Here is a 23,672-nt window from a genome sequence, read left to right as displayed (position 1 = left end):
GAAGCAGTTAGGGTGTGTTATGCCGTAGGCTAACGCACCTTAATACTCTTTGGTTAACCACAATACCTACACTTGCATTCAACTATTAACTCTCAAGCTTGGCAGTGGATATGATTGAGACTGCTTTAAATTAGCAAACTCGCAGATAGAGTTAAATGGGCAAAAGCGGCAGTGAGAACCTGGATTCGGTGGGAAAACTTTACTAAAGTTACTAGTCTCTTTCTGATATTTGTGCAAATCATGCTGATGCTTATGGGCAATATTAGCTAACTCAAATTCTAAGGATTTAAATTCGCTATTGTTGATGCTAATTAACTCAGATTTCTTAGATATTTCTAGATTATAAAATGATGCGACAGCTTGTCTTCCCGGATAAAGATAACGAGCTGCTAATAAGTAAACTAGAGCTTGTCGTTTATCAAAAGCAGATTTCCCAGTTTTGAAATCTAAAATATGTAAAGTGCTATCAGACTCAATGAAAACGCAGTCCATAGCCGCATATAAGCGAAAACAATAATCTTCTTGTTCAATTACTATCGGTTTGGGAAAACCTTCATCGCCCGGAGTTAATTGGATGATGTTTTTATCTAAAAGCAACGGAGCATCATGATATTTTTGCAAAATTTGCAGCACGCGTTGCTGGACTTGATCGCTTGAGTTGGCTAATTTCAGTAGCTGCGCAACTTTTTCTACACCATCAGATTGATTTAGAAGATGCCTGTGATGATGAAACTCATAAACGCCTTTTTGGGCAAGTATCCCAATCCGCTGGGGTGCAGTAGCTTTTGCTAACAAGGCTTTGACTTGTGGTTCGTGTTGCCGCGCTTTGATAAACCCCCGTCTCATCTGGCAATGCCAGCGTTCTTGCCCTGTCGCTGGGGCAACTAAAGACCAAAGGTGGTAGCTGGCAAAAGGTCGATCAGGGGTTGACATTGCTCAGAGAGAGTGAGAGAAAATACGAGTGGAGAAGTCTCTTGCGTGGCTTGGGCTGTTAGGGCTAGCTCTTCACCAAGTCCAGGCTGCTGAACTTCGGGAGATACTTGCTGCTACATACGCTTTGCGAAAAGCTTCCTAATAGAAGTAATGAGAAACGGGAGAGAGTGGCAAAAATGAGCGCCAGTGGCAATTGCAGCAAGATAAAATTTGGCACTGATGGATGGCGAGGAATTATTGCCGATGACTTTACTTTCGCGAATGTACGGAAAGTAACAAGGGCGATCGCCAGTTACTTGGAAACAGCCTATAGCAAAGATCGAACAGTACTTATTGCCTACGATACTCGCTTTTTAGCTGACCGGTTTGCCCACACAGCCGCCCAAGTCTTGGCAGATTTGGGTTGGACTGTGAAAATTACTGATCGAGATTGCCCCACGCCAGTAATTGCCTACAACGCCCGTCACCTCAATTCGGCCGGGGCATTAATGTTTACCGCTAGTCATAATCCAGCACCCTACTGTGGAATTAAATATATACCCGATTATGCCGGGCCTGCCACTCCAGAAATTACTGATACTATTGTGGCAAATATAAAAAGTGCATCGGATGAACTGCCTAGTAGCAGCCCGTTGGGTTCTATTTCTATTTTCGATCCGAAACCGGATTATCTGCAATTTATCTATACGCTACTTGATGTTGAGCGGATCAAGAGCGCTCATTTAAAAGTAAAGTACGATGCCTTATATTCTACTTCTCGCGGCTATTTAGATGAAGTTTTACAACACAGTGGCACGCAGTTAGAAAGTTTCCACACTTGGAGAGATGTATTATTTGGTGGCGGGATGCCAGAACCCAAAGGAGAACAATTAGTTGGGTTAATAGAAGCAGTACGCCGTGATCAAGCAGATTTGGGTTTGGCGACAGATGGAGATAGCGATCGCTTTGGCATTGTCGATGAACAAGGAACCGTCCTCACCCCCAACACTGTGCTGCTGGTGCTAGCACGTCATCTAATCAAAAATAAAGGTAAAAGCGGCGCGATCGTCCGCACTGTGGCTACAACCCATCTGCTGGACAATCTCGCGGCTAAATATGGGTTGCCAATTTATGAAACAGCAGTAGGCTTTAAATACATTGGTGAAAAGATGCGAGAAACTACCGTGCTGATTGGTGGGGAAGAATCAGGCGGTTTAAGCATACTTGGCCATATTCCTGAGAAAGATGGGATTTTAGCCGATATGCTAGTGGCAGAAGCGATCGCTTATGAAGGTAAACCTTTGAGTCAATTGGTAAAAGAAGCAATCACCGAAGCTGGTGGCTCGCTTTACAACACACGCCTTGACTTGCACCTTACTGAATCCCACAAAGTCGCTGTTATCGACTCCTTTACCAAAAACCCACCTACAGTAGTTGCAGGGATTATAGTCAAAGAAGTTGGGCATAAAGACGGTATTAAGCTGTATTTAGAAGATGGAAGTTGGGTTTTATTGCGTCCTTCCGGTACAGAACCATTGGTGCGCGTCTACCTAGAAACTAACTCTCCTGAAAAACTTACCCAAATTGCTCAAGAGTTGGAGAGCGTAATTGCTAAGCTAGAGGCAGTAAGTAGCAGTTTAATCAGTAAGAGTTAAGATTTATAACTTAGCAATTCTTAACTTCTAATTTGTATACAAAAGATGAAAACTCTGGCTCCTTTTTTAACATCTCTGGTTATAGCTATTTGGGTAGTAGCGATCGCGATTATTTCAGTCCAAAATGCTACCCCAGTATCGTTAAAATTCTTAACATTCCAATCGGTTCAGATACCAGTGGGTTTATTCCTAGCTTTCAGCGCTGCTTTGGGGTTAATTGTTATGGCAGTTTTACAACCACTCTGGGGTCTTGCTGGTTCTGGACAAGGTAATTCTAGATTGGAAGACGACGCTGAATTTTTTGTCGATGATGAAGATTTTTGAGGGTTAAAAAAACTTCAATCTGGATAGCGCTTTGATGTGTGGAGAACCCGAAGAATTTCTACAGACTCTTCTTTGACACGGTAAATAATATAAGGTGTGCTAGATATGACAAGCTCTCTTGTAGTTTCTATCCGTCCAGGTCGCCCCATAAAAGGATAATTCTCAAGTTGAGTCACAGCACTTTGAATCTTCAAGATTACTCCCTGTGCTGCTTCTGGATTTTCTTTGAGGATATAACTATGAGTTTGTTCCAGATTACGAAGCGCACGACGTAGCCACTTAACCTGCATTGGTTAGCCTTGCAAAAGCCGCTTTTACTTCCTCATCACTTGCAAAGTCTCCAGTGTCTGCTTTAGCAATCCCCTTTTGAATTTCCTCAATTTGTCATTGATACGTCTTTAGATAAGCGGCTACCGCCTCATTCAACACATAGCTCCGATCGCGATTCATTCCTGCGGCGATCGCATCTAGTGCAGCCTTCTTATCGCTATCTATCCGAAACGTAATGTTTTCTTTGCTCATTGTCCCATCAGTTCCAGTTATATTGCATCGTATAGCATTGCAAGATAACGCAATGTACCGCACAAGGTGAATTTCAAATACCAGATGAATTGATTTACTATTGTATTCATGCAATTTGAGTGGGATGAGCGTAAAAACCAAAGCAATATAACAAAGCATGGTTTTGACTTTGCTGATGCTTTTCGTATTTTTAATCTACCGATGCTTACATACCTTGATCAGCGAGAGGATTATGGTGAAGATAGGTATATTGCTATTGGATTACTTGATGGACGAGTCGTAGTAGTTGTTTACACCGAGCCTGATGAAGGAAAAGTTCGGATCATCTCATTACGAAAAGCACAATCTCACGAACGAAAACGCTATGAACAACACCTCAAGAACCGATTGGGATAGAATCGATGCCATGAGCGACGAAGATATCGACACCTCAGATATCCCACCCTTATCAGATGAGTTTTTTGCTAAAGCACAATTGCGAATGCCTAAGTCAACTGTAAAAATTACAGTTCAGTTAGATCCTGAAACTTTTGCTTGGTTCCAATCACAGGGAGATACTGCTGAACAACAGATGGCTTTCGCATTAAAGATTTATGCAGAAGCACACAAAGCTTATCCAACGTCTGAGGCGAAAAATGGAAACTAAGTATGATTTTAGTTAATTCGTTAATTCCGTGTTGTAACTGGGAATAATTTAAGCAGCTTACTGATTTCAAAGACCGACGCTATGAATTTTTCGGATAACTTAAAAAAAGGAACAACTTGGGGACTTTGCTTGGGTATGGGCTTGGGTAGCCTAGCAATTCTAGTATCTGGGCTTATTGACTTTAACTCTGCTGATGTCACAGACCTAGCACAGATACAAACAGGTATTTTTTATATAATTATTTTTGGCATTTTTGGCTATGCATTAGGCGGTACAGTTGCTCTATTTGTTGTTAGTGTGATACGCACTCTAAAGGTTGTACATTGGGTATTTGCTGTTTTAGCAGGAAGTGTTCTAAACCTTCTGACTGCTCTAATGGGTAGTATAGTTGGTTGGACAAGTATCTCACTTATTCCAATTTTGTTAATTGTACGTCACTATCTAGCGGAAAACTCACCTCAATGGATTGAAAAAGCTTTAAATGATGCAATTGTTGCGTTCTTAACTAGCCTAATTTTGACTGTTATAATATTTTGTTTTCACAACATTACTGGTATCAGTTTAGTTAAAGTGTAGTAAATGGCTCCCTTCCTTAGCTTGAGTTGATGTAACTATAGCAACTACATAACTTGTGCAATCACATTGCTCAAAAGCTAACACCTCAACTCAATGGATATAAGGAGCGATCACGTTAGTATCGAAACACTGTAAAGCTCAGCTAGTGACAATGTTCAATCAGGTAATAGGCGAGTCGTGAGCGCAATTTATAGAGCAGATTTTAATTTGTGGATTCAACAAACAGCCCAGTTATTGCGATCGCATCGCTGGCATGAAATTGATGTGGAACATCTGATTGCAGAGGTTGAAGACTTGGGCAAGAGCGAACGGCGAGGTATTACCAGTCAACTAACTCGCCTGTTACTACATCTGCTCAAGTGGCAGTATCAACCTCAACGCCGCTCAGATAGTTGGCTGGATTCCATCACTGATGCTCGTACCCAGATTGATTTAGCCCTTAAAGATAGTCCTAGTCTCAAGGGTTATCCTATAGAGCAACTTGAGGAGAGCTATCAAAGAGCGCGTCGTCAAGCAGTCAAGCAAACAGGTATGCTAATTTCCGTGTTTCCAGAAGAGTGTACTTATTCTTTAGAGTTAATTTTGGATGAAGACTGGTTACCAGAGTAAAGCAGCTAAGTTTGATAGCTTTGTGTTAGTTGCAGCTTCAGGTAATCAATGAAGTCTATAAGTTCTGTATCAGAAAGTTGTAAACGCGATCGCTTGCCATATTGTTGTTGTAAAAACTCTCTTCCCTGATCTGGAGTCCAATTTAATTGTGCTAAATATGTATCACTCTGAACTATAAAAGCCTCACGTAGTTCAGCCGTTATTGCATTCGTGAATATTTTTCTTTGACCTTGATTTAAATTTTGATTACCGTTAATTTTTAAACTTACTTTCTGCCCTAAAGCCTGCCAGTCAATTTCTTTATGTCCGTCCCAACTTACACCTATAGATTGATAAGTAACTGGATCGTAAATATTGCAAAAGACTACTGTTTTATCTCCAGGTTTCACGCTGATAGTAAGTGGATTACTCACTTGTTGAGAAGTAAGGGTATCTAAAGACAACAATAGACTTTTGGAAAAGTAAGTATCATTTCCTGATTGAATGATATAAGGTTTGTCTGCCAAAATATACAAATTTGTTTTTTTGTCTAGACCAAATGTATTTTCAACTTCTCTATCAACTTCTATTCCTGTTATCACTCCAGTTAACGCTCTCTCGTAAATTGGAATACGTCTGTTATCTTCAGCAAGCATATACCAACAGCAATCATTATCTTTTTTGACAAAGACATATTGAGGTTTTGGGATAGCACCAAATCCTAATTTAACTTGCATATTTTATCTGAAAGTTTTTTTAAATAGATTTATTTAGCAACAAGCTTTTACGGATTTTACCGTCAAGCGATGAGTTACTTTATAGATATAATTCCCTAAATAGCAAACCAATTAACATTCAAACAGCGAAAATTTTAAAGCTTAGTTAGGGCTTCTAAGATACAAGGGTGGGCTAATTGCCCACTCTACCTAAAGTTTGCTGTATCTATATGTATGTGAATTTGGTTTAGACAATAAGAAATTTTAAGCTAAAGTCTCTGGATCGACACCAAGTGCTTTTAACTTTTCCACTAGTATTTGCGCTCGTTGTTCCGCTTCTGCACGCCGTTGTTCTGCTTGCACGCGCAAATGTTGCTCAAAATTTGCGCGTTCTTCGGCTTCCCTGATGCGTTCTTCTGGGGTTGGCACTCTTTGCCCTTGCTCGTCATACCAGTACAACCATTCCCGCACTATACCTTGATAAATTCCGCGTTCTCGCCCAATTCCTAAACCAATTTCTGGTAGCCAAACCGGATTTCCTGACATTAGGATATATTCGCCATCCACTAAGCAATACACTTCCAAAGGTGGCTTTTTACGACGTAAAGGGCTATATACAACGTAGTACAAAATTCCTAATTCTTTAGCATAGAATTCTTTCTTGCTACTATATTCTCCCTGATATGTTTGGGAAACAACCTCTATTGCTAAAATTGGCAGTTTGTTTTCTTCCCACAATACATAACTAAAGCGTAAATTCTCATCAATAAAACGCTTAACTCCCACGCTGAGAAACCCATCAGGGACAATAGCCGATTTATTTGGGTCGTAATAAATGCCCATCCCAACGCCAAAAAACCAATCCCAACGTTCTGACCAAAACAAAGCCAGCACCGCTTTCAACAAGCCGGGAATTAAATCTTGTAGTTCATTATCCACAGGTGTATCCTCTGAGTCAGGTAGCTCTTCGGAAGATGGCAAACAGTGTAATGGGTTGTAGTTTAACATGAGTGGTATTGGTAGATGCTAAGTCTAAGAGATTGGAGAAAAGTAATTTAGTTTTTTGAATTACACAAACTTTGGATAATGCAGATTTTTTAATTTTATTTACTCCAAGTTAACAGATAGTAGTCAATGTTTTTGTTAGGAAAGTCATTTGAAATAATTTCTTGATAGATTTTAGTCTTTATGGTTAGCTTTATTCGTTTGGCAAATTCTAAGTATTTTCAGAAATTCAGGTTAAAGCTTTGACAGAGTTTTATTACCCTAGTTGGCTCTATCAAGAGTTAATTGATAATTCCTTACCTTGGCAAGAAGGTAAGAGAATGAGCTTTAGCGAGTTCCATGAACAATATACACTACATGATTCCCACTGGATAGGCGTCTTTTATAACGTTGCATTTTAACAAGCCGTAACATCAGCTATTGTGTGGGATGTTTTTTGGTTGCTTAAAGCAATTAAAAAAAAACACTACTATAATAGATAACTTGCTTTATTTTTTTATCAGATTGACTGGTATTGAACAGGTAAGTACGGCTAATTATATTGATATTGAATATGTTTGTCGAGCAATAACTAGTAGCGAAATTGTAGAATTAGACGGAAAAAAGTTTTTGGCTATTTATGATGTGTATGAAGGACAAATTAATATTGTTTATCAAGGTCAAGAAATATTCTTGGCAGTAGGGCAAGATAAGAGTATTTTAAAGATTTAAAGAATAAATACAAAAAAGAGCAGGTAGAAAACCTGCTCTTGAAGCCCGGTAAATTTCAAAAATGAATTGCTGGCTAATTACCAATTAGCGGCGCATTCAAAGAAACTTTAGGAGCTTCCTCTTTTTGCTGTGCCAATGTCGGCACGGAATTACGCAATCTTTCCGTCAATTGTACAGTTGTAGAGTCGTACATCTGAGTCAGCAATTTTGGATAAAAACCAATGCCAATAATTGGCACTAACAAACAGGCGATGATAAATACTTCTCTGGGTTCAGCATCTATCAAAGCTTGATGAGCAACTAATTCCTCGTTCTCTTGCCCATAGAAAATTTCTCGCAACATCGAGAGCAGATAAATCGGAGTTAAAATTACTCCAACTGCCATCAAGAAGACCACAATAACTTTGAATGTGGAGCTATAAGCATCGCTAGTAGCAAAGCCAACAAATACCATTAACTCTGCTACGAAACCACTCATCCCTGGTAAAGCTAGAGAAGCCATAGAACAGGTGGTGAACATGGCAAAAATCTTCTGCATCCTCTTGCCGACACCGCCCATTTCATCCAACATCAGGGTGTGTGTCCGGTCGTAAGTCGCACCTACAAGGAAGAACAAACTCGCCCCAATTAACCCATGAGAAACCATTTGTAACACTGCCCCACTCAATCCTAAATCAGTGAAGGTGGCAATACCAATGAGTACAAAGCCCATGTGAGAAATAGAGGAGTAGGCAATTTTTCGTTTGAGGTTGCGCTGGGCAAAGGATGTCAAAGCGGCGTAGATAATGTTAACTACCCCCAAAATTACCAAGGCTGGCGCAAAATAAGCGTGAGCATCGGGTAGCATTTGGGCATTCATCCGAATTAAGGCGTAACCGCCCATTTTCAGCAAAATGCCTGCAAGTAACATATGCACAGGGGCTGTAGCTTCGCCGTGGGCATCTGGTAGCCAAGTATGCAAGGGAATGATCGGCAACTTGACGGCGTAGGCAATCAGGAAGCCACCATAAATTAAAAGTTGGAAATTTAGGGCGTAGTCTTTGAGGCCAAGCGATCGCATATCAAAAGTGACTGTATCGCCATAAAACGCCATTGTCAAAGCGCCTATCAAAATAAACAGCGAACCACCAGCAGTATACAAAATAAACTTGGTAGCTGCATATTGCCGCTTTTTCCCTCCCCAAATTGCTAGCAGCAGGTAAACCGGAATCAATTCTAGTTCCCACACCAGGAAAAACAACAACATATCCTGGACGGCGAACACGGCAATTTGACCGCCATACATCGCCAAAAGCAAAAAGTAGAATAGCCTAGGCTTGAGTGTCACTGGCCAAGCTGCTAGAGTTGCCAGGGTGGTAATGAATCCTGTCAAAATAATTAGGGGCATAGACAAGCCATCTGCCCCTACCGACCATTTCAAATCTAGTTGCGGAACCCAAGAGTAACTTTCTACCAACTGTAAATCTGGATTGGCAAAGTCGTACTGGGTATAAAAAGCATAAACAATCAGTGCAAAATCAATCAATCCGACAATTAAGGCATACCAGCGTACTGTTTTGCCGTCTTTATCTGGGATGATGGGTGTAAGTAGTGACGCGGCGATCGGAAACAGAATAATCGTCGTCAGCCACGGGAAATGAGCTGTATTCATCGCAATTCTTCTGCTATCAAAATCATGTTTGGCAAGAACTCACTAGCTATTAAGTAGCAGCTTTTCGGGAGTTTGACCTTCAACGTTAGGTTGATTTAATTAAATTGGCAATTCCCTATTTTTTATTTTGGGAGTCTTTTTTTGACATTTGGGGGTGCGAAATGTGTGTTGTGATACTCCCAGTAAAGTCAAAAATTTACCCTAAAAAAGCCGCTAAAATCATACTTTAGTGGTGCGATGTCTACGACAAGCCACTCTGCGTCTACGCATAGCCCAACCTATTGCTAAAAATACACGATGCTGTTTGGTGGTTGTTGAAAAAAGCAATTTGGTGCAAAAAAGCATGACAGGAGAAATAACCCTATGATAATCGCACAAATTGAAAGCCAGATTCGTTATGTCACCAACATAGAGGGACAAACAACAGATGTACTCGTCCCTATAGAACTTTGGCAACAGCTTATAAGTTCCATAAATTCTGATAACGTCAGTGGTTTAGCTTGGATTGATGAACAAGAGCCAAAAGCACAAATATTAGCCGACTTGCAAGAGTCCGTAAGACAAGCAGCAGGAGGACAAACTTTCCCAGTTTCAGAGCTTTGGGACGATATCGAAGCCTAGATTTATGGCAGAAGTCCGCTTTACACCTCCCTTCAAGCGCCGTCTCAAAACTCTGACTAAACGTTATCGCCAAATTCAAATTGACATTCAACCCATTATTGATCAGCTACAGGTTGGGAATTTTATCGGCGATCAAATTTCTGGGATAGACTTGACCGTTTTTAAAGTTAGAGCAAAAAACAGTGATATCCCGACGGGCAAAAGTGGTGGATATCGGGTGATTTATCAGGTTGTCTCACCTGAATGTGTCTTACTTCTACTCATTTATGCAAAATCGGATCAGACAGATGTGAGCTTAGAAGAAATTGAAGATGCAATTAAAAAGACATAGCTGTACATAGATAAAGCGCGATCGCCCACAATACCATATCATTTATCTACTGTGTAGTCTGTCTCCTATAGCAATAACTTCATGCCTTTCTCCGATTTCACTAATCCTTACCAAAATCCGGCTAACATACCACAGGACTATCGCCAGCATATAAATCTACAGAAGTTATTTAAAGCTGATGGTTCTTATGTGCGTCCAGCAGAAGACCCTGTGACGATGTGGGCGCTTCAGATTTTAGTAGAAAAGTACGGTGTTCCACTAGAGGCAATGGAACTAGAACTAAATTCAGATTTTGCCGAGGGAACTCATCAAGGTGGGCGACGCTATCAAGGACGGGCAGACCTTGTAGTTTACGATGACCGTTATGCTGATTCTATAGGTAATTTGGATGTAGCCTTCATTATGGTGGAGGCTATGGAACCAAGTAAAAAAGTTGGCGGGACTGAGGGCGAAGGTTGGGTCGATCATCTTAATCGACTCAATGCTTACATGAGTGCTTCACCATCTGCCCGTTATGCGATTTTAACCAGTGGTAAACATACAGTAATTTATCGTCGTGACCTTGAATATCCAAGAAAGTTAGAAATAATTGGTGATTTACAGAAGTATGAAAGCGCCCGTGAAGCCGCAAAGCACAGTTTTTATACTGTAATTCTTAATCCCAGTGAACCAGATGGGATTCAAACAGGACTCACGCCCCTAACCCGTGATAGGTTTCGGGAGGTTTTGGGAGATACGCGTTCTGGTTGTCACTCTATTCTGAGAGATAACGAGGGTTTGCAGCCACAAGAAGCCGTTGATGCAATGGTTAAATTCTTGTTTGCTAAGTGGTACGACGAGCAAGCAACAGTAGACTTGGTAAAGCAAACAGGTGAACAACGAGCTTATGTGTTTAGTGTAAGTAATGAAACTGACCCAGAACGTCTATTAATTCAAGTCAGAGAAACTTTTGAGAAAGCGAAGCAGTGGGAACGTGAAACTTTAGCAAAAAAATTTGGTGACGATCTTTCGGCACGATTAGCATTTAATGAGGCTGATGTGTTGCAATTCAAGCCTCACACCACAATGGAAATCGTCAAGCGTTTACAGCCTTGGAGTTTGCGAAAATCTTCAGCAGATGTCAAAGGTGGGGTGTTTGAGGATTTTCTGAGTAAGACTTTCCGCGATGATTTAGGGCAATATTTCACACCTACACCTGTAATTAATTTAATGGTGGGAATTTTGCAACCTACAGTAAATGATTATGTTGGCGATCCTGCTTGCGGTTCAGCGCGGATGTTAACACACGTTTTAGATTATGTGCGTAAGCAGGAGTATGTAAAAGCAATAGCAAATAATGGTGGTAGTGCTGAAGGGATTAATCCTGAAGAACCAACGGAAGAGTTTATCAAGTTTCGAGATAATCATTTATTTGGTGCTGAATATTCTCGAAATGTGATGCACGTAGCGCGAGTTAATACTTTAATGAATGGCGCACAATATGCCGATTTAAAGGTAATGGATTCGCTGGAGCGATTGGGTAGCATTACAGGAGGAATTACAGAGGGGCTTCCAGAACGTCCTGGGTTTTATCTGGGAGGGTTGACGATGATTTTAACTAATCCTCCATTTGGTTCTAAATTAACGAATGAAAGTGTTCTAAAGGATTTTGCTGGACGAGATGGGGTGAGTAAGAAAAAGGGCAAGGTTGTTAAAAGTATTCCCCAAGAAGTAGCTTTTCTTAATCGTTGTTTGGAATATCTTGCACCCAATGGAAAGCTAGCCATTGTTTTACCTGATGGAGTATTGGCTAATAGTTCAATGCAGGATATTAGAGATTGGGTTTTACGTTGGGCAAGATTAAAAGCAGTTATTAGTTTACCACAAGAAACATTTGCGCCTTATGGTGCAGGCGTTAAAACTAGCATAGTTATTTTAGAAAAACGGAAAATACCTTTATTAGCTGAAGGACAGTTAGAAATAGGACAAGTACTTGTCGAAACAGGTGAAGATTACAACGTTTACATGGCTCGAATTGATGACATTGGTTATGATGCAACAGGTCGTTTTACTGTACCTGAAGAAAAGGCACATTTCCCTATTGAAGTAGTAGAAACAGTTACAGATTTTGAAAATCTAGCAGGATGGTAATGGATATTAATAAATATGATATAAAGCGATTTCTAGTTAAATCAAGTGATTTGACTAGAAAGAAACTTTTTGTTGAATTTTATCAACCTAAGTTTCAATTTCTATTTAAAAAGTTGCATGAATGTCCATATCCTCTTCATTCATTAAAGGAATTAAGTAACCGGATGTTTGACGGGCCTTTTGGTAGTAATCGTAAAGTTGATATGTATCAGGATAATGGAATAATACCTTACATTAGAGTTAAGGATGTTCTACCTTCAGGAATTTTTTTAGATGAACTTAAATACATATCTCAAGAAAAACACAATGAATTGATTCGTAGCCGTGTAGTTCCAGGAAATCTTTTGATAACAATAGCGGGTAGACTTGGGACTGCTGCTGTATTTCCTGAAAGTCTAAAAGAAGGTAATATTACAGGTCATATTGTTGGTTTAGAACTTTCAAAAGAAATAAATCCTCATTATGTTGCAACATTTATTAATTCTCAATTAGGTGAATTTCAAGCTATTAGATTAGGGCATAGAACAACAAGACCAGAATTAAATTTATCTGAAGTTGGAGAGTTTATAATTCCTGTTCCCCCTAAACCTGTTCAAGACCTTATTGCTCAAATAATACAGAGTGCTTATTCTACACATCAAGAAAAGTTAGTAGCAGCACAGAACTTAATTTTAGGAATCCAAGAGTATGTAATTAAAGTAATTGGAATTAAAAATGTTTTACCAGGAAGTCAAAATAGATTTATCATTAGGCGAGCACAATTAAATCGCTTTGATGTCCGTTATTTTTTACCATTCTATACTCAGTTAGAGCAGATAATAGAAAATTCAATATATCCAACAAAAAACTTGTCTGAGATTTGCATAAACATAGTAAATGGATTAACTCCTGCTAAAGACAGTTATACGGAAAATGGCTGTGTAGTAATAAAAGTTTCCAGTCTTACAAAAAATTGGCAAATTGAATGGAATAAAGTAGCTTTTACATCAAGAACATTTTTTCAAAAATCTAAAAAAGCATACGTAAAAGATGGAGATTTACTTTTACTTTCAGCCTCTCATCAGTTGGATTATATTGGTGGAAGTTTTGGTTTGGTAAGAGATATTCCTATTGAATATGTTGATCAATGTATGGCAGTTGGTGAGTTAATTATTGTTCGAGTTAATCATAAAATTGTACTTCCAGAATACTTACTTACTTGTTTTATCACTAAACCTATTCAAGAGCTTATCAACCGAATGTCTAGAGGTCAAACTGCTCACCTTTATGCAGAAGACTTGCAACATCTACGCGTTCCCTTACCGTCTATGGAAATTCAGCAAGTAATCGTAGATGAATTAAACAGACGACGTAATGAAGCAAATCATCTGTATACCGAAGCTGAATACTTGCTGACTGAAGCAAAAGCTCGTGTTGAACGCATGATATTAGGAGAAGAAGAAGTGACATGAAGGAGGGCAGTAAATATCAGCCACTCCTTGAATTTTTACGTGGCAGCGCTCAAAATGAAATAACTTTATCATTTGCTGAAATTGAGACTTTAATAAAAGATACTTTGCCCAATTCAGCAAAAAGTAAACGGGCTTGGTGGAGTAATCGGAGCAAAGGCGCATTACAAGCTTCAGCCTGGATAGAAGCAGGATATCGTGTTGAGGAAGTTGATTTTGATAAGCAGCAAATAAAATTTTATAAACCTCCTAATAACTTTCAAGTTCAGGTTAAAGGTGACACTGTAGTGTGGAATGGCGAATTAATCAAAGCACTGCGTCTTCACATGGGTTTAACACAGGCAGAGTTTGCAGAAAGGCTTGGGGTGCGTCAGAAAACAGTCAGTAATTGGGAAAACAGTCTTTATGTAATACCTCGCTCTACCTCCAAACATTTGGAATTGGTGGCTGAAACAGCTGGATTTAGATATGAGAAAAAGCCAGAAAATTCAGATTAGTTGATTGACATTTTAGTAATTAATTTACTATATTGTCAGGATAGCATTTGCTTCTGGCAGTAGTCAAGCATGAATATTCAAAACACCGAACCCAAAGCCCTCTTCCTCTCCCCGGACGGCAACGTATACCCCGACAGCCTAATTTGTACTGGCATCATCCCCGCAGAACTTGACGGCAAACCCTGCCCCCATTCCCAAGCAGGGCGCTTTCCTGGAATTAAACCTCTCAATCCTGAAGACTCAAACTACACCATCGACAAAGGAAAACCAGGCGACCTCTGCCCAACCTGCGCCAAACAACAACTTGCACACCTTGGACACTGGCAAGGTCACAGAAATCAAAAATTCCCTGAAGAACTTCTATCATTGCGCTTGTTCAAATGCCGGATGTGGCTATGGCTAGTTGTCCCAGGACTTCACGACCATGATGCAACCCAGCTTTTACCACAAAATCTATGAGATGAGAGTGTTTAGAAGCGATGAAAACACACTCACACTTACAGCAACCCAGCAACAAAATTACAAATCTTGTCAAAAGCCAGCAAATAAGTTTCCGAGGCTTCCTGCTGGCTCTTGGCTCCCTAACAAAAGGAGACATTCACCATGATAAAACCAGTTATTGCCCAAAATCATCCTTGGGTGATAGTAAAAACTGTAGTGATTACCCAATCTCACACCGTCGCCCGTTTTGCTAACCGCCAAGATGCAGACGACCATTTAAGATTTTTGCGTCGAACTATTCCCAACGGAGGTTTTGAGATTATGTTTGAACCACCAAATGATGTAAAAGAAGGCTTTAATCTTTAAATTGCTGACTATCAGCAAAAAAAAAGGAGTCTAAATTAGGCTCCTAAAAAACTTGAGTAAAAGGGCGGTTAGAAACCGCGTCTACACAGGCAAAACCCACGAAGGTGGGTTTCAAAAATTTAATTTTTCCTTAGTCCGCGCAGGCGGACTTCGTTTGTGTAGCCGCGAATTCTATTCGCCCTGGTTCTACATAAATCAAGTAACACCAAAGACAATCACTAAACCCAAAACAGCGCCAAACACTATCAAGGCATAGAATTGAGCGCGACCGTTTTCTAGGTATTTCAGACCTTCACCACTAACAAGGGTAAAAAAGCCTGTGAGGTTAACAGCACCATCGACAACGCGGAAATCCACTTCCATGACTTGTCTGGCTAGGCGGCGTAAGCCAAGGACAAAAACACGGTGGTAAATGTCATCAAAGTACCACTTGTTGAGGGATAACTCGTAAAGTGGTTTGATTTTAGCAGCGATCGCCTAGCCCAACCGGAGCATTGCTAAAAATGTATGATGCTGCTCAGTTATTCTTAAAAATAAGCATCATACATTCGTTAAAGTACACTGCAAATGCAAATTACCATCGAAATACCCGATGACATTGCCCATCAACTCGCTAATACCCCTGACCAACTTTCTCGCCGCGCCTTAGAATCTCTAGTGGTTGAAGCTTATCGCCATCAACAAATTTCTACTGCTCAAGTTCAACGTCTGTTAAATCTTTCTTCTCGACTAGCTACCGATGCTTTTCTTAAAACCTATGAAGCTTACCTACCCTACACCGTAGCTGACTTAGAGCAAGACTTACAAGCTATTGACCAAGCTATTACCCAGCAATGATAGTTGTATGCGATACTTCACCTTTGTGCTATCTCATCTTGATTGATTGTGTTGAAATTCTGCCTCAACTTTTCGGTCGCATCACCATCCCCAATGCCGTCTGCACAGAACTTCTTGCCGAAGGTTCTTACATCCAAGTTCAAAACTGGATAGCCCAACCTCCAAGCTGGTTAGAGATTCAAACTACCACATCTCTATTACCCAACTTATCTAACAAACTTGGTATAGGTGAGCAAGAAACCATTTCTCTGGCTGTCCAACTCAACGCCGCCCTAATTATCTTAGATGATATGGATGCTCGACAAGCAGCGATCGCACAAGGTCTTAATGTCACAGGCTTACTCGGTGTTCTTTATCGAGCAGGAACCCAAGAGATAATTGATTTTCCTAACGCCATTTCTAAATTGCAATTAACCACTTTTCGTGCATCTTCTGCCCTCATCCAAAGTTTTTTAGATCGTTATTACCAAGAACAAGGTTAATTTTGCCACTCTTGCTCTGCCAATGAATGAAATACAATTCTTGTCATTGTTAAGATGCACAAACTCGTCGAAACACTTCTTCAGCCGGAATACCAGTAATTTGATTGGTGTTCATATCTTCATCACGCTTCTGGGCTTCTTCAGCCCAACTAGCCGCAATTTCTTGATCTATTCCACTTTCTTGACCCAATCTTTCCAATAATCTTGCTAATAAAATCACTTGAGAATCTTTTGGAAGTGCAAGAACTTCGGCTTCCAGCTGTTCAAGGGTCATAGTGAGTACCTAAACTCTCTAGTAGAGTACCTCTTATTTTACTGGAAGTACAAAGTATAAAACCTCAACAGTTAATACTGCTGAGGAATTCAAGCTAAAAAAAGGAGTCTAAATTAGACTCTTAAAAAACTTAGGGGCGGACGATCGCCCACCCCGATTAAAATTAGGTAACACCAAAGACAATCACTAAGCCCAAAACAGCCCCAAACACAATCAAGGCATAGAATTGAGCGCGGCCGTTTTCTAGGTATTTCAGACCTTCACCACTCACAAGGGTAAAAAAGCCTGTGAGGTTAACAGCACCATCGACAACGCGGAAATCCACTTCCATGACTTGTCTGGCTAGGCGGCGTAAGCCAAGGACAAAAACACGGTGGTAAATGTCATCAAAGTACCACTTGTTGAGGGATAACTCGTAAAGTGGTTTGATTTTAGCAGCGATCGCTGCTGGGTCAATTTTCTTTTGCAAATACATCAGCGAAGCCAATGTAATCCCAATTAAGGAAATTCCCACTGAAGCCCCTGCCATTACGTAAAATTCCGTCGGGTTGAACTCGGCGGCTTTTTCTATAACTTCAGTAAGGGTTTCGCTGGGAGGAAAAATGAACTCCTCAAAGTAATTGGCATAAGGTGTACCTGTCAAACCAATCAAAATTGAAGGCACAGCTAAAAGTGCCAACGGTAGGGTCATTGTCCACGGTGATTCGTGGGGAGTATCGCTGTGATGACCGTCGTGAGAATCATGATGGTCATCAGTTGCTGACAATTCACCGTGTTTCATTGCTCCAGGGCCAAAAGCCGGAGCTAATTCTTCTGACTCTGATTCCAGAACAATTGTCGCTGCCTTCTTCAGCTTTTCCTTGATTGTTTCGTCAGTACCCCGGAATTTGCCTTCAAATGTTAAGAAATACATTCTAAACATATAGAAAGCAGTGATCCCAGCAGTTAACCAGCCAACCAGCCACAAAAGCGGGTTAGCTTCAAAAGCAGCACCAAGAATTTCATCTTTTGACCAGAATCCCGCAAAGGGTGGGATACCGGAAATTGCCAAGCAACCAATCAAAAAGGTGGTTCCGGTAACTGGCATATACTTCCGCAATCCTCCCATCAAGCGCATATCCTGCGCTAACGCGGGATCGTGACCGACGACTCCTTCCATGCCGTGAATCACAGAACCAGAATCCAAGAACAGCATTGCCTTGAAATAGGCGTGAGTCATCAAGTGGAATAGTCCAGCACTGTAAGAGCCTATTCCCATCGCCATCACCATGTAACCTAACTGGGAGATGGTTGAGTAAGCTAAGCCCTTTTTGATGTCATTTTGGGTAATCGCAATGGTTGCGCCCAAAAACGCCGTAAATGCCCCTGTAAAGGCAATTACGTTCATTGCTGCTGGGATGTGTTCAAATACTGGGTACATCCGAGCAATTAGGAAAACACCCGCTGCCACCATTGTTGCTGCGTGGATTAAAGCAGAAATGGGGGTGGGGCCTTCCATTGCGTCCGGGAGCCAGACGTGCAGGGGGAATTGAGCAGATTTGGCAACTGGGCCTAAGAAAACTAAAATTGCCAACAGGATTGCGAGGAAATTGCTCACAGAACCTGATTCTACGAGTTGTGTGAGGCGATCGCCCATCACACCAAAATCAAAGCTTCCTGTTGCCCAGAACAGCCCGATAATGCCCAGCAACAGACCAAAGTCACCTACGCGGTTGGTCACAAATGCTTTTTGGGCAGCATCTGCTGCTGACTTGCGATCGTACCAAAAGCCGACCAGCAAGTAGGAACACATCCCGACCAGTTCCCAGAAGATATAAACCTGTACTAAGTTGGGGCTTACAACTAAACCCAACATTGAGGAACCAAACAAACTGAGATAGGCGTAAAACCTTACGTAACCTGGGTCGTGAGCCATGTAGCCATCGGTGTAGACCATGACGAGGAAGGCTACCGTTGTCACAATCACCAGCATCAGGGCTGTCAGGTGGTCAATAGTGTAGCCCATGCTCAGGTGAAAATTGCCTGCCGCCGCCCATTCCAAGGTGCGGATATAAGTCGGGTGTCCTTGAATTTGGCTCCATAGCAAGGCAAGCGACAACCCCATAGCCGCCCCCATCAGGGAAATGATCACTACAGCGTTCAGCCGCCGCAGGCGATTTGTCACTTGATTCAACGAGATTAACCCTAGACCGACCAGCATTGCCCCTAAAAGAGGTAATACTGGAATCAGCCAGGCATACTGATAGATTACTTCCATCACTGACGCCTACTTTTAGAATTCTTGATTAGCGTATCGAAACTGTTAATAATTGTGACACACACCCTTTGGATAAAATAACCCACCCAAAGGTCATTGGGTGGGGTGTTAAGCATGGTTTTATATTTGCTGAGAATAGTCCGGAGTGCTGATTCCTGAACGCTGAGTCTAATTATTACTCATAACTCAGGGAGAAGTTTGGCGCGGAGTAAGTCTCTGCTCCTAACTTCCGTGACTCGAAACTAAGCGCTCCCTTCAGGCTGAACGACACTCCAAGTCTGCTGTTTTTGAGCTACTGTAGCTTTTAGGGCGGCTGCTATAGCTGACTTTAATTTCTTCTAAGGCTAGACGTAAATCTTCTCTACCACGAAAACTTTCCAAGCGATGCCGGACAATTCCGTTTTCAATCAATAGTAGAGTTGGTAGTGACTTTAGTTTATAAGTAGTAGACAATTTGAAATTTTGATCGGCGTTAACCCCGACCAATTTAATTTCCTCCCCACATTGGGCTTTAAATTGCAATAAAAGTGGATGAATAATTCGACACAAACCACACCAGGGTGCTTCAAAATTAACTAAAACAGGAATTGGAGATTCTAAAACTTCTTGAGTAAATGTCCGCTCACTAACCGACAACACCATGACGCCTCTTGGATTATAAGGTTTTTATATCAAACTAGCTATCAGCACTAAAGGACGGGCAAGCAACTACCAATAGATGCTATCAGGACAAAAAAATCAGGACACAAAATAATTAAGCAAAAATTGAGTGTGTTGATGTGTCTCTGGCAAAAAAGCCAGCGCGACTTTCACGGTGGCTTTTTTGGATGTTTAACTTCTGATTGCCGTAGCTAACTAGGAATTTTGAATGCATTTGCCATTTACTCCCAAGGAAAGGCAGTTGACTAACAAATACCAATATAAAATCTTAAACCGACTGAGCGCACCCCCACTGAATAGATGTTTGAATTCATCCTACATTGATTCGGTAGCAATTGATAAGCTGAAAGTTTCATCTACTTTGTATTTTATGCTGTACTTGGGGATCAGCTAAAATTACCATTTTATTGTACTAGTTGCTTCCAACAACAGGGGGTGGGATAACCAAAGCAAGACCACAAAAATGGCGACTCCCAAATAGGCAGGGCGAAGATATTCTTGCCATTTGAGAGATTGACGACCGTCAAGAATTGCTTGAAAAGGAATAATTGAAGTCCGCTGCTTCACAATTTCAAAGGCTTCGCCATAGCGATGCAAGAGACGACGATCCCCATGCCAAACTCCAAACCCGTGGTGTAACACTAACCCAATTGAGGTCACAAGGGTAAAACTAGTACCTAGCCAAAGAGTATGAGCAACACACCAAATTATTTGCCCCACCATTTGAGGATGGCGGGTAATACGAATTATTCCTGTCTCGAAGAGATAAACTTGGGGCTTTTGAATGGCAGCAATTTCTAGTAGATTGAAGGTAGCAGGATATAAAAACAAAAACGAAATCGCTGATAGCAACCAAACAACTTCCCGTACTCCCGACACCCCTTGCACTTGCCAAAGTACTAAACCATCATATCGGTGGTTAATAAAGTAAATAATTAAAATCACAGCTAACGGTAAGCTGATTAATGCAAAGAAAATGCGATACAGCCTTGCTCCAATGTATTTTTCTGCCCAAGGGCGCAAAGCAGCACCTCCACTGTGAGCGATCGCAAAAGTTAATAATAACCCCAGCATCACAAAATGGCTAGGAGTCAACCAAGGAGTCAGCATCATAAGCAATTTAAAATTTAACAATGAAGAAATTCAATCAGCGCGAGGATTCTGGGTATTGAGGAGAGATAAATTAAAGCAAGAGCATCATAATACACAGGTGAAGTAATTTAAAGAAAACCTAATTCAGTACAACCAATACCACAAAGTATTCAAAAGGGGACTTTAGTCAAGATGTTGTGCTACTGTCTTTTTCGAGTCAAGCCTTCAAGTTTAAGATGCAACAAATCATGCCCAGCTAGAAAGCTGTGAAATTTTATTTGTTGCCAAAGCCACTCCTTTCAAAGTTTGTGGGTTGAGCCTTATGTCTGACCTTCCTTTCACTTTAGATCAGTTACGTATCCTGAAAGCGATCGCCGTAGAAGGGAGCTTCAAACGCGCCGCTGATAGTCTTTACGTCTCCCAACCAGCCGTTAGTTTACAAGTCCAAAATCTAGAACGACAACTGGATGTCCCCTTATTCGACCGTGGAGGACGTCGCGCCCAACTTACAGAAGCAGGGCATTTACTCTTAAGCTACGGAGAAAAAATTCTGAGTCTGTGTCAAGAAACCTGCCGCGCCATCGAAGATTTACAAAATCTCCAAGGCGGTACTTTGATTGTTGGCGCTTCTCAAACCACTGGTACTTATCTTTTGCCGAGAATGATCGGGATGTTCCGACAAAAGTATCCAGATGTGGCAGTGCAATTGCACGTCCACTCTACTCGGCGAACGTCTTGGAGTGTAGCTAACGGGCAAGTTGATTTAGCAATCATCGGCGGTGAAATTCCTGGTGAACTGGCAGAATCTTTGGAAATTATTTCTTACGCTGAAGATGAATTAGCCCTGATTCTACCCGTCTTTCATCCCTTTGCCAAACTTGAAACAATCCAAAAAGAAGACCTATATAAATTACAATTCATAGCTCTAGATTCCCAATCAACTATCCGCAAAGTAATTGACCAAGTACTAGCACGCTGCGAGATTGATACAAGACGTTTTAAAGTGGAAATGGAATTGAATTCCATAGAAGCAATTAAAAATGCTGTGCAATCTGGTCTAGGGGCTGCTTTTGTATCCACCAGCGCGATCGCCAAAGAGTTACAAATGGGCGTTCTGCACTGCACCCCTATTGAAGGCGTTGTTGTCAAACGGAATCTGTGGCTGATCTTTAATCCCAACCGTTATAGATCTAAAGCCGCAGAAGCCTTTAGTCAGGAAATTTTGCCTCAGTTTGCTAACCCAGAATGGAATCAAAATGTGTTAAAATTAGCACAAAAAAACATAGTAGTAACTACACTGGATGCAGCGACGCCTACCTCCTCCGGAGAAGGCTAAAATCTGGTCATTAGTCCCCGAAGTTCAGATCGCCCACTGAACTTCTGAGTCTCCTAAGTCCTGCGGACACGCTACGCGAACGGAGGAAGCCTCCGCTTAGAGTTCTCGGAAGCCGACGGGCGCTCCTTCACTTTGTCATTTGTCCTTTGTTTTTTGTAAATTACTAATGACTAATGACTAATGACTAATGACTAATGACTAATCACGAAAATGGAAGTTTACTGCACTCGTCCACGCTGCCCACGCCCACAAAACTATTTTGCGGATTTAGATGATATTACGACGCTGAAAACAGCGCAGCAAAAATACTGTATTACCTGTGGGATGCCCCTGATGTTAGATGGTCGTTACGTACCAATTAAGCTGCTAGGAAGGGGAGGATTTGGAGCAGCTTTTTTGGCACGCGATCGCCGAATTCCAGGAATGCGTCAATGCGTGGTTAAACAATTCCAACCAGCAGGAAATTTAACCTCAGCTCAACTGCAACAAGCACAGCAGATGTTTGAGAGAGAGGCAGAAGTTTTAGCCGAAATAGGTAATCAACACGATCATATACCTGACTTGTTTGCCTTCTTTCCAGTTATAGTTAATAGTTTGCAATCAGGACAGCAAGACCAGTTTTTTTACTTAGTGCAAGAATACATTGATGGGCAAAACCTCCAGGAAGAATTAGCTCACAAAGGTAAATTCTCTGAGCAGCAAATTTTAGAATTACTACAAGAAATTCTTAAGGTACTAAAGTTTGTGCATGATCGAGGCATTATCCACAGAGACATTAAACCATCTAACATCATGCGTCGTCGTGATGGTAAACTCTTCCTGCTAGATTTTGGCGCAGTTAAGCAAGTAACAAATGTCCCATCTGGTTCTGCTTATTCCACAGGAATTTATTCTCTAGGATTTGCACCACCTGAACAAATGGCTGGGGGTCAAGTATTCCCATCTACAGATTTATATGCTTTGGCTGTAACTATTCTTACCTTGTTGACAGACCAAGAAGCCACTAAACTATTTGATGCGTATAGTAACCAATGGCAATGGCGAACACAAGCAAGTGTTAGCCCTCAGTTGGCTGATATTTTAGATAAAATGCTGCTGGCTGCTGCCAATCAACGCTTTCACTCAGCTGATGAGGTTTTGTCAGCACTTACCCAGCACGTAATACCGCCGACAATATTACCATCAACACAGCCACAGCAGCCACAGCAGCCACAGCAACGACCACGACCAATACAATCACAACCAGCATTTTCTACAATCGAATTGTTAATTGGAGCAGGGTTTAGTGGATTTGAAGGTGCATTGATAGCGATCGCCCTCTTGAGTTTATTAAAATCACCAATAATTACCCTGGCTACTGCTGCCACTATTTTAGGTATACTGATTTTTGCCCAAACTAGACGGTGGATTGAAAAATTCGATTTATTAATTATTCCGGGGATTAGCTTTGCAATTATCTTTTTTTTACCCTTGTTGCAAGGTGGCCTTGGTATTCAACAAATAGTTATTTTAGCCTTGGGCGCTGCATTAGTGGCTATTGCCCTGACATCTCTATTTCGCCTTATTTATAAATTATTATCTTTGATACTTTAAA

The 23,672-nt window shown here is 41.1% G+C and carries 29 protein-coding genes and 1 pseudogene; 19 read left to right on the top strand and 11 right to left on the bottom strand.

Annotated features, from left to right (window positions below; translation table 11 throughout):
• Window positions 1-78 precede the first annotated feature (78 nt).
• Window positions 79-933 (bottom strand): PD-(D/E)XK nuclease family protein, encoded by an 855-nt coding sequence (locus tag WKK05_RS34510; RefSeq protein WP_341527459.1) that lies wholly within the window; start codon window positions 931-933, stop codon window positions 79-81.
• 176 nt (window positions 934-1,109) lie between these two features.
• Between WKK05_RS34510 and WKK05_RS34505 the strand changes: the two genes are divergently transcribed.
• Together WKK05_RS34505 and WKK05_RS34500 are read left to right on the top strand one after the other, a co-directional pair.
• Window positions 1,110-2,567 (top strand): phosphoglucomutase/phosphomannomutase family protein, encoded by a 1,458-nt coding sequence (locus tag WKK05_RS34505; protein WP_341527458.1) that lies wholly within the window; start codon window positions 1,110-1,112, stop codon window positions 2,565-2,567.
• Window positions 2,568-2,612: 45 nt separating this feature from the next.
• A complete protein-coding gene (locus tag WKK05_RS34500) occupies window positions 2,613-2,891 on the top strand; it encodes a LapA family protein (RefSeq protein WP_341527457.1) in 279 nt (92 codons plus the stop codon).
• Window positions 2,892-2,905: 14 nt separating this feature from the next.
• On the opposite strand, the gene WKK05_RS34495 is transcribed toward WKK05_RS34500, so the two are convergent.
• Window positions 2,906-3,181 carry a type II toxin-antitoxin system RelE/ParE family toxin gene (locus WKK05_RS34495; RefSeq protein ID WP_341527456.1) on the bottom strand — a complete coding sequence of 92 codons (276 nt, stop codon included), beginning with the start codon at window positions 3,179-3,181 and terminating at the stop codon, window positions 2,906-2,908.
• Between the two features lie 94 nt (window positions 3,182-3,275).
• A complete protein-coding gene (locus tag WKK05_RS34490) occupies window positions 3,276-3,413 on the bottom strand; it encodes a ribbon-helix-helix domain-containing protein (RefSeq protein ID WP_341527455.1) in 138 nt (45 codons plus the stop codon).
• 108 nt (window positions 3,414-3,521) lie between these two features.
• Here WKK05_RS34490 and WKK05_RS34485 point away from each other — a divergent pair, with 108 nt between their 5' ends.
• The 4 genes from WKK05_RS34485 (at window position 3,522) to WKK05_RS34470 (ending at window position 5,244) form a co-directional block, all read left to right on the top strand.
• Window positions 3,522-3,809 (top strand): BrnT family toxin, encoded by a 288-nt coding sequence (locus WKK05_RS34485; RefSeq protein ID WP_341527454.1) that lies wholly within the window; start codon window positions 3,522-3,524, stop codon window positions 3,807-3,809.
• Entirely contained in the window at window positions 3,778-4,059 is a 282-nt protein-coding gene (locus WKK05_RS34480) for a hypothetical protein (RefSeq protein ID WP_341527453.1), read from the top strand. The genes WKK05_RS34485 and WKK05_RS34480 overlap by 32 nt, the downstream gene beginning before the upstream one ends.
• Window positions 4,060-4,140: 81 nt before the next feature.
• Window positions 4,141-4,635 carry a hypothetical protein gene (locus WKK05_RS34475; protein ID WP_341527452.1) on the top strand — a complete coding sequence of 165 codons (495 nt, stop codon included), beginning with the start codon at window positions 4,141-4,143 and terminating at the stop codon, window positions 4,633-4,635.
• Window positions 4,636-4,812: 177 nt separating this feature from the next.
• Window positions 4,813-5,244, top strand: coding sequence for a DUF29 domain-containing protein (locus tag WKK05_RS34470; RefSeq protein WP_341527451.1), 432 nt, complete (start codon window positions 4,813-4,815; stop codon window positions 5,242-5,244).
• A 5-nt stretch (window positions 5,245-5,249) separates the two neighbouring features.
• On the opposite strand, the gene WKK05_RS34465 is transcribed toward WKK05_RS34470, so the two are convergent.
• On the bottom strand, window positions 5,250-5,960 hold the full coding sequence (locus WKK05_RS34465; protein WP_341527450.1) for a hypothetical protein: 711 nt from the start codon (window positions 5,958-5,960) through the stop codon (window positions 5,250-5,252).
• Window positions 5,961-6,203: 243 nt separating this feature from the next.
• Entirely contained in the window at window positions 6,204-6,947 is a 744-nt protein-coding gene (locus tag WKK05_RS34460) for a Uma2 family endonuclease (protein WP_341527449.1), read from the bottom strand.
• 239 nt (window positions 6,948-7,186) lie between these two features.
• On the opposite strand from WKK05_RS34460, the gene WKK05_RS34455 reads away from it, so the two are divergent.
• Together WKK05_RS34455 and WKK05_RS34450 are read left to right on the top strand one after the other, a co-directional pair.
• Window positions 7,187-7,345, top strand: a complete 159-nt coding sequence (locus tag WKK05_RS34455; protein ID WP_341527448.1) for a hypothetical protein — start codon at window positions 7,187-7,189, stop codon at window positions 7,343-7,345.
• Between the two features lie 103 nt (window positions 7,346-7,448).
• Window positions 7,449-7,655 carry a hypothetical protein gene (locus WKK05_RS34450; RefSeq protein ID WP_341527447.1) on the top strand — a complete coding sequence of 69 codons (207 nt, stop codon included), beginning with the start codon at window positions 7,449-7,451 and terminating at the stop codon, window positions 7,653-7,655.
• 73 nt (window positions 7,656-7,728) lie between these two features.
• On the opposite strand, the gene ndhD1 is transcribed toward WKK05_RS34450, so the two are convergent.
• Window positions 7,729-9,306, bottom strand: a complete 1,578-nt coding sequence (gene ndhD1 / locus WKK05_RS34445) for a photosynthetic/respiratory NAD(P)H-quinone oxidoreductase subunit D1 (protein WP_341527446.1) — start codon at window positions 9,304-9,306, stop codon at window positions 7,729-7,731.
• A 363-nt stretch (window positions 9,307-9,669) separates the two neighbouring features.
• Here ndhD1 and WKK05_RS34440 point away from each other — a divergent pair, with 363 nt between their 5' ends.
• The 7 genes from WKK05_RS34440 to WKK05_RS34410 all read left to right on the top strand — a co-directional run bounded on the left by WKK05_RS34440 (window position 9,670) and on the right by WKK05_RS34410 (window position 15,140).
• Window positions 9,670-9,927 (top strand): hypothetical protein, encoded by a 258-nt coding sequence (locus WKK05_RS34440; RefSeq protein WP_341527445.1) that lies wholly within the window; start codon window positions 9,670-9,672, stop codon window positions 9,925-9,927.
• 4 nt (window positions 9,928-9,931) lie between these two features.
• A complete protein-coding gene (locus tag WKK05_RS34435; RefSeq protein ID WP_341527444.1) occupies window positions 9,932-10,258 on the top strand; it encodes a type II toxin-antitoxin system RelE/ParE family toxin in 327 nt (108 codons plus the stop codon).
• Window positions 10,259-10,339: 81 nt separating this feature from the next.
• Window positions 10,340-12,388: an N-6 DNA methylase gene (locus WKK05_RS34430; RefSeq protein ID WP_341527443.1), complete on the top strand. Its 2,049-nt coding sequence runs from the start codon at window positions 10,340-10,342 to the stop codon at window positions 12,386-12,388.
• A complete protein-coding gene (locus WKK05_RS34425; protein ID WP_341527442.1) occupies window positions 12,388-13,839 on the top strand; it encodes a restriction endonuclease subunit S in 1,452 nt (483 codons plus the stop codon). The genes WKK05_RS34430 and WKK05_RS34425 overlap by 1 nt, the downstream gene beginning before the upstream one ends.
• Window positions 13,836-14,333, top strand: coding sequence for a helix-turn-helix transcriptional regulator (locus tag WKK05_RS34420; protein ID WP_341527441.1), 498 nt, complete (start codon window positions 13,836-13,838; stop codon window positions 14,331-14,333). The genes WKK05_RS34425 and WKK05_RS34420 overlap by 4 nt, the downstream gene beginning before the upstream one ends.
• Window positions 14,334-14,402: 69 nt before the next feature.
• Window positions 14,403-14,792 (top strand): hypothetical protein, encoded by a 390-nt coding sequence (locus tag WKK05_RS34415; RefSeq protein WP_341527440.1) that lies wholly within the window; start codon window positions 14,403-14,405, stop codon window positions 14,790-14,792.
• Window positions 14,793-14,936: 144 nt separating this feature from the next.
• Window positions 14,937-15,140, top strand: a complete 204-nt coding sequence (locus WKK05_RS34410; protein ID WP_341527439.1) for a hypothetical protein — start codon at window positions 14,937-14,939, stop codon at window positions 15,138-15,140.
• Window positions 15,141-15,335: 195 nt separating this feature from the next.
• Here WKK05_RS34410 and WKK05_RS34405 read toward each other — a convergent pair.
• Window positions 15,336-15,617: pseudogene (locus tag WKK05_RS34405) on the bottom strand (NAD(P)H-quinone oxidoreductase subunit F); the annotation flags it as partial.
• A 90-nt stretch (window positions 15,618-15,707) separates the two neighbouring features.
• Between WKK05_RS34405 and WKK05_RS34400 the strand changes: the two are divergent.
• Window positions 15,708-15,977, top strand: coding sequence for a UPF0175 family protein (locus WKK05_RS34400; protein WP_194000951.1), 270 nt, complete (start codon window positions 15,708-15,710; stop codon window positions 15,975-15,977).
• Window positions 15,974-16,459: a DUF3368 domain-containing protein gene (locus tag WKK05_RS34395; RefSeq protein ID WP_341527438.1), complete on the top strand. Its 486-nt coding sequence runs from the start codon at window positions 15,974-15,976 to the stop codon at window positions 16,457-16,459. The genes WKK05_RS34400 and WKK05_RS34395 overlap by 4 nt, the downstream gene beginning before the upstream one ends.
• A gap of 49 nt (window positions 16,460-16,508) precedes the next feature.
• On the opposite strand, the gene WKK05_RS34390 is transcribed toward WKK05_RS34395, so the two are convergent.
• From WKK05_RS34390 to WKK05_RS34375, 4 genes are all read right to left on the bottom strand, one after another.
• On the bottom strand, window positions 16,509-16,733 hold the full coding sequence (locus WKK05_RS34390; protein ID WP_152588362.1) for an addiction module protein: 225 nt from the start codon (window positions 16,731-16,733) through the stop codon (window positions 16,509-16,511).
• A gap of 163 nt (window positions 16,734-16,896) precedes the next feature.
• On the bottom strand, window positions 16,897-18,990 hold the full coding sequence (locus WKK05_RS34385; RefSeq protein ID WP_341527437.1) for an NAD(P)H-quinone oxidoreductase subunit 5: 2,094 nt from the start codon (window positions 18,988-18,990) through the stop codon (window positions 16,897-16,899).
• Between the two features lie 255 nt (window positions 18,991-19,245).
• Complete coding sequence (locus WKK05_RS34380; protein ID WP_341527436.1) at window positions 19,246-19,632, bottom strand: thioredoxin domain-containing protein; 387 nt, start codon at window positions 19,630-19,632, stop codon at window positions 19,246-19,248.
• Between the two features lie 414 nt (window positions 19,633-20,046).
• A complete protein-coding gene (locus WKK05_RS34375) occupies window positions 20,047-20,763 on the bottom strand; it encodes an NnrU family protein (RefSeq protein WP_341527435.1) in 717 nt (238 codons plus the stop codon).
• A 301-nt stretch (window positions 20,764-21,064) separates the two neighbouring features.
• Between WKK05_RS34375 and WKK05_RS34370 the strand changes: the two genes are divergently transcribed.
• Together WKK05_RS34370 and WKK05_RS34365 are read left to right on the top strand one after the other, a co-directional pair.
• Window positions 21,065-22,078, top strand: a complete 1,014-nt coding sequence (locus WKK05_RS34370) for a LysR family transcriptional regulator (protein ID WP_341527434.1) — start codon at window positions 21,065-21,067, stop codon at window positions 22,076-22,078.
• A 210-nt stretch (window positions 22,079-22,288) separates the two neighbouring features.
• Window positions 22,289-23,671, top strand: coding sequence for a serine/threonine-protein kinase (locus WKK05_RS34365; protein ID WP_341527433.1), 1,383 nt, complete (start codon window positions 22,289-22,291; stop codon window positions 23,669-23,671).
• Window position 23,672 lies beyond the last annotated feature (1 nt).

Source organism: Nostoc sp. UHCC 0302, from assembly GCF_038096175.1.
Lineage (GTDB): Bacteria > Cyanobacteriota > Cyanobacteriia > Cyanobacteriales > Nostocaceae > UHCC-0302.
Note: the sequence above shows the minus strand (reverse complement) of the source record. Positions and strands in the feature narration are given on the sequence as shown.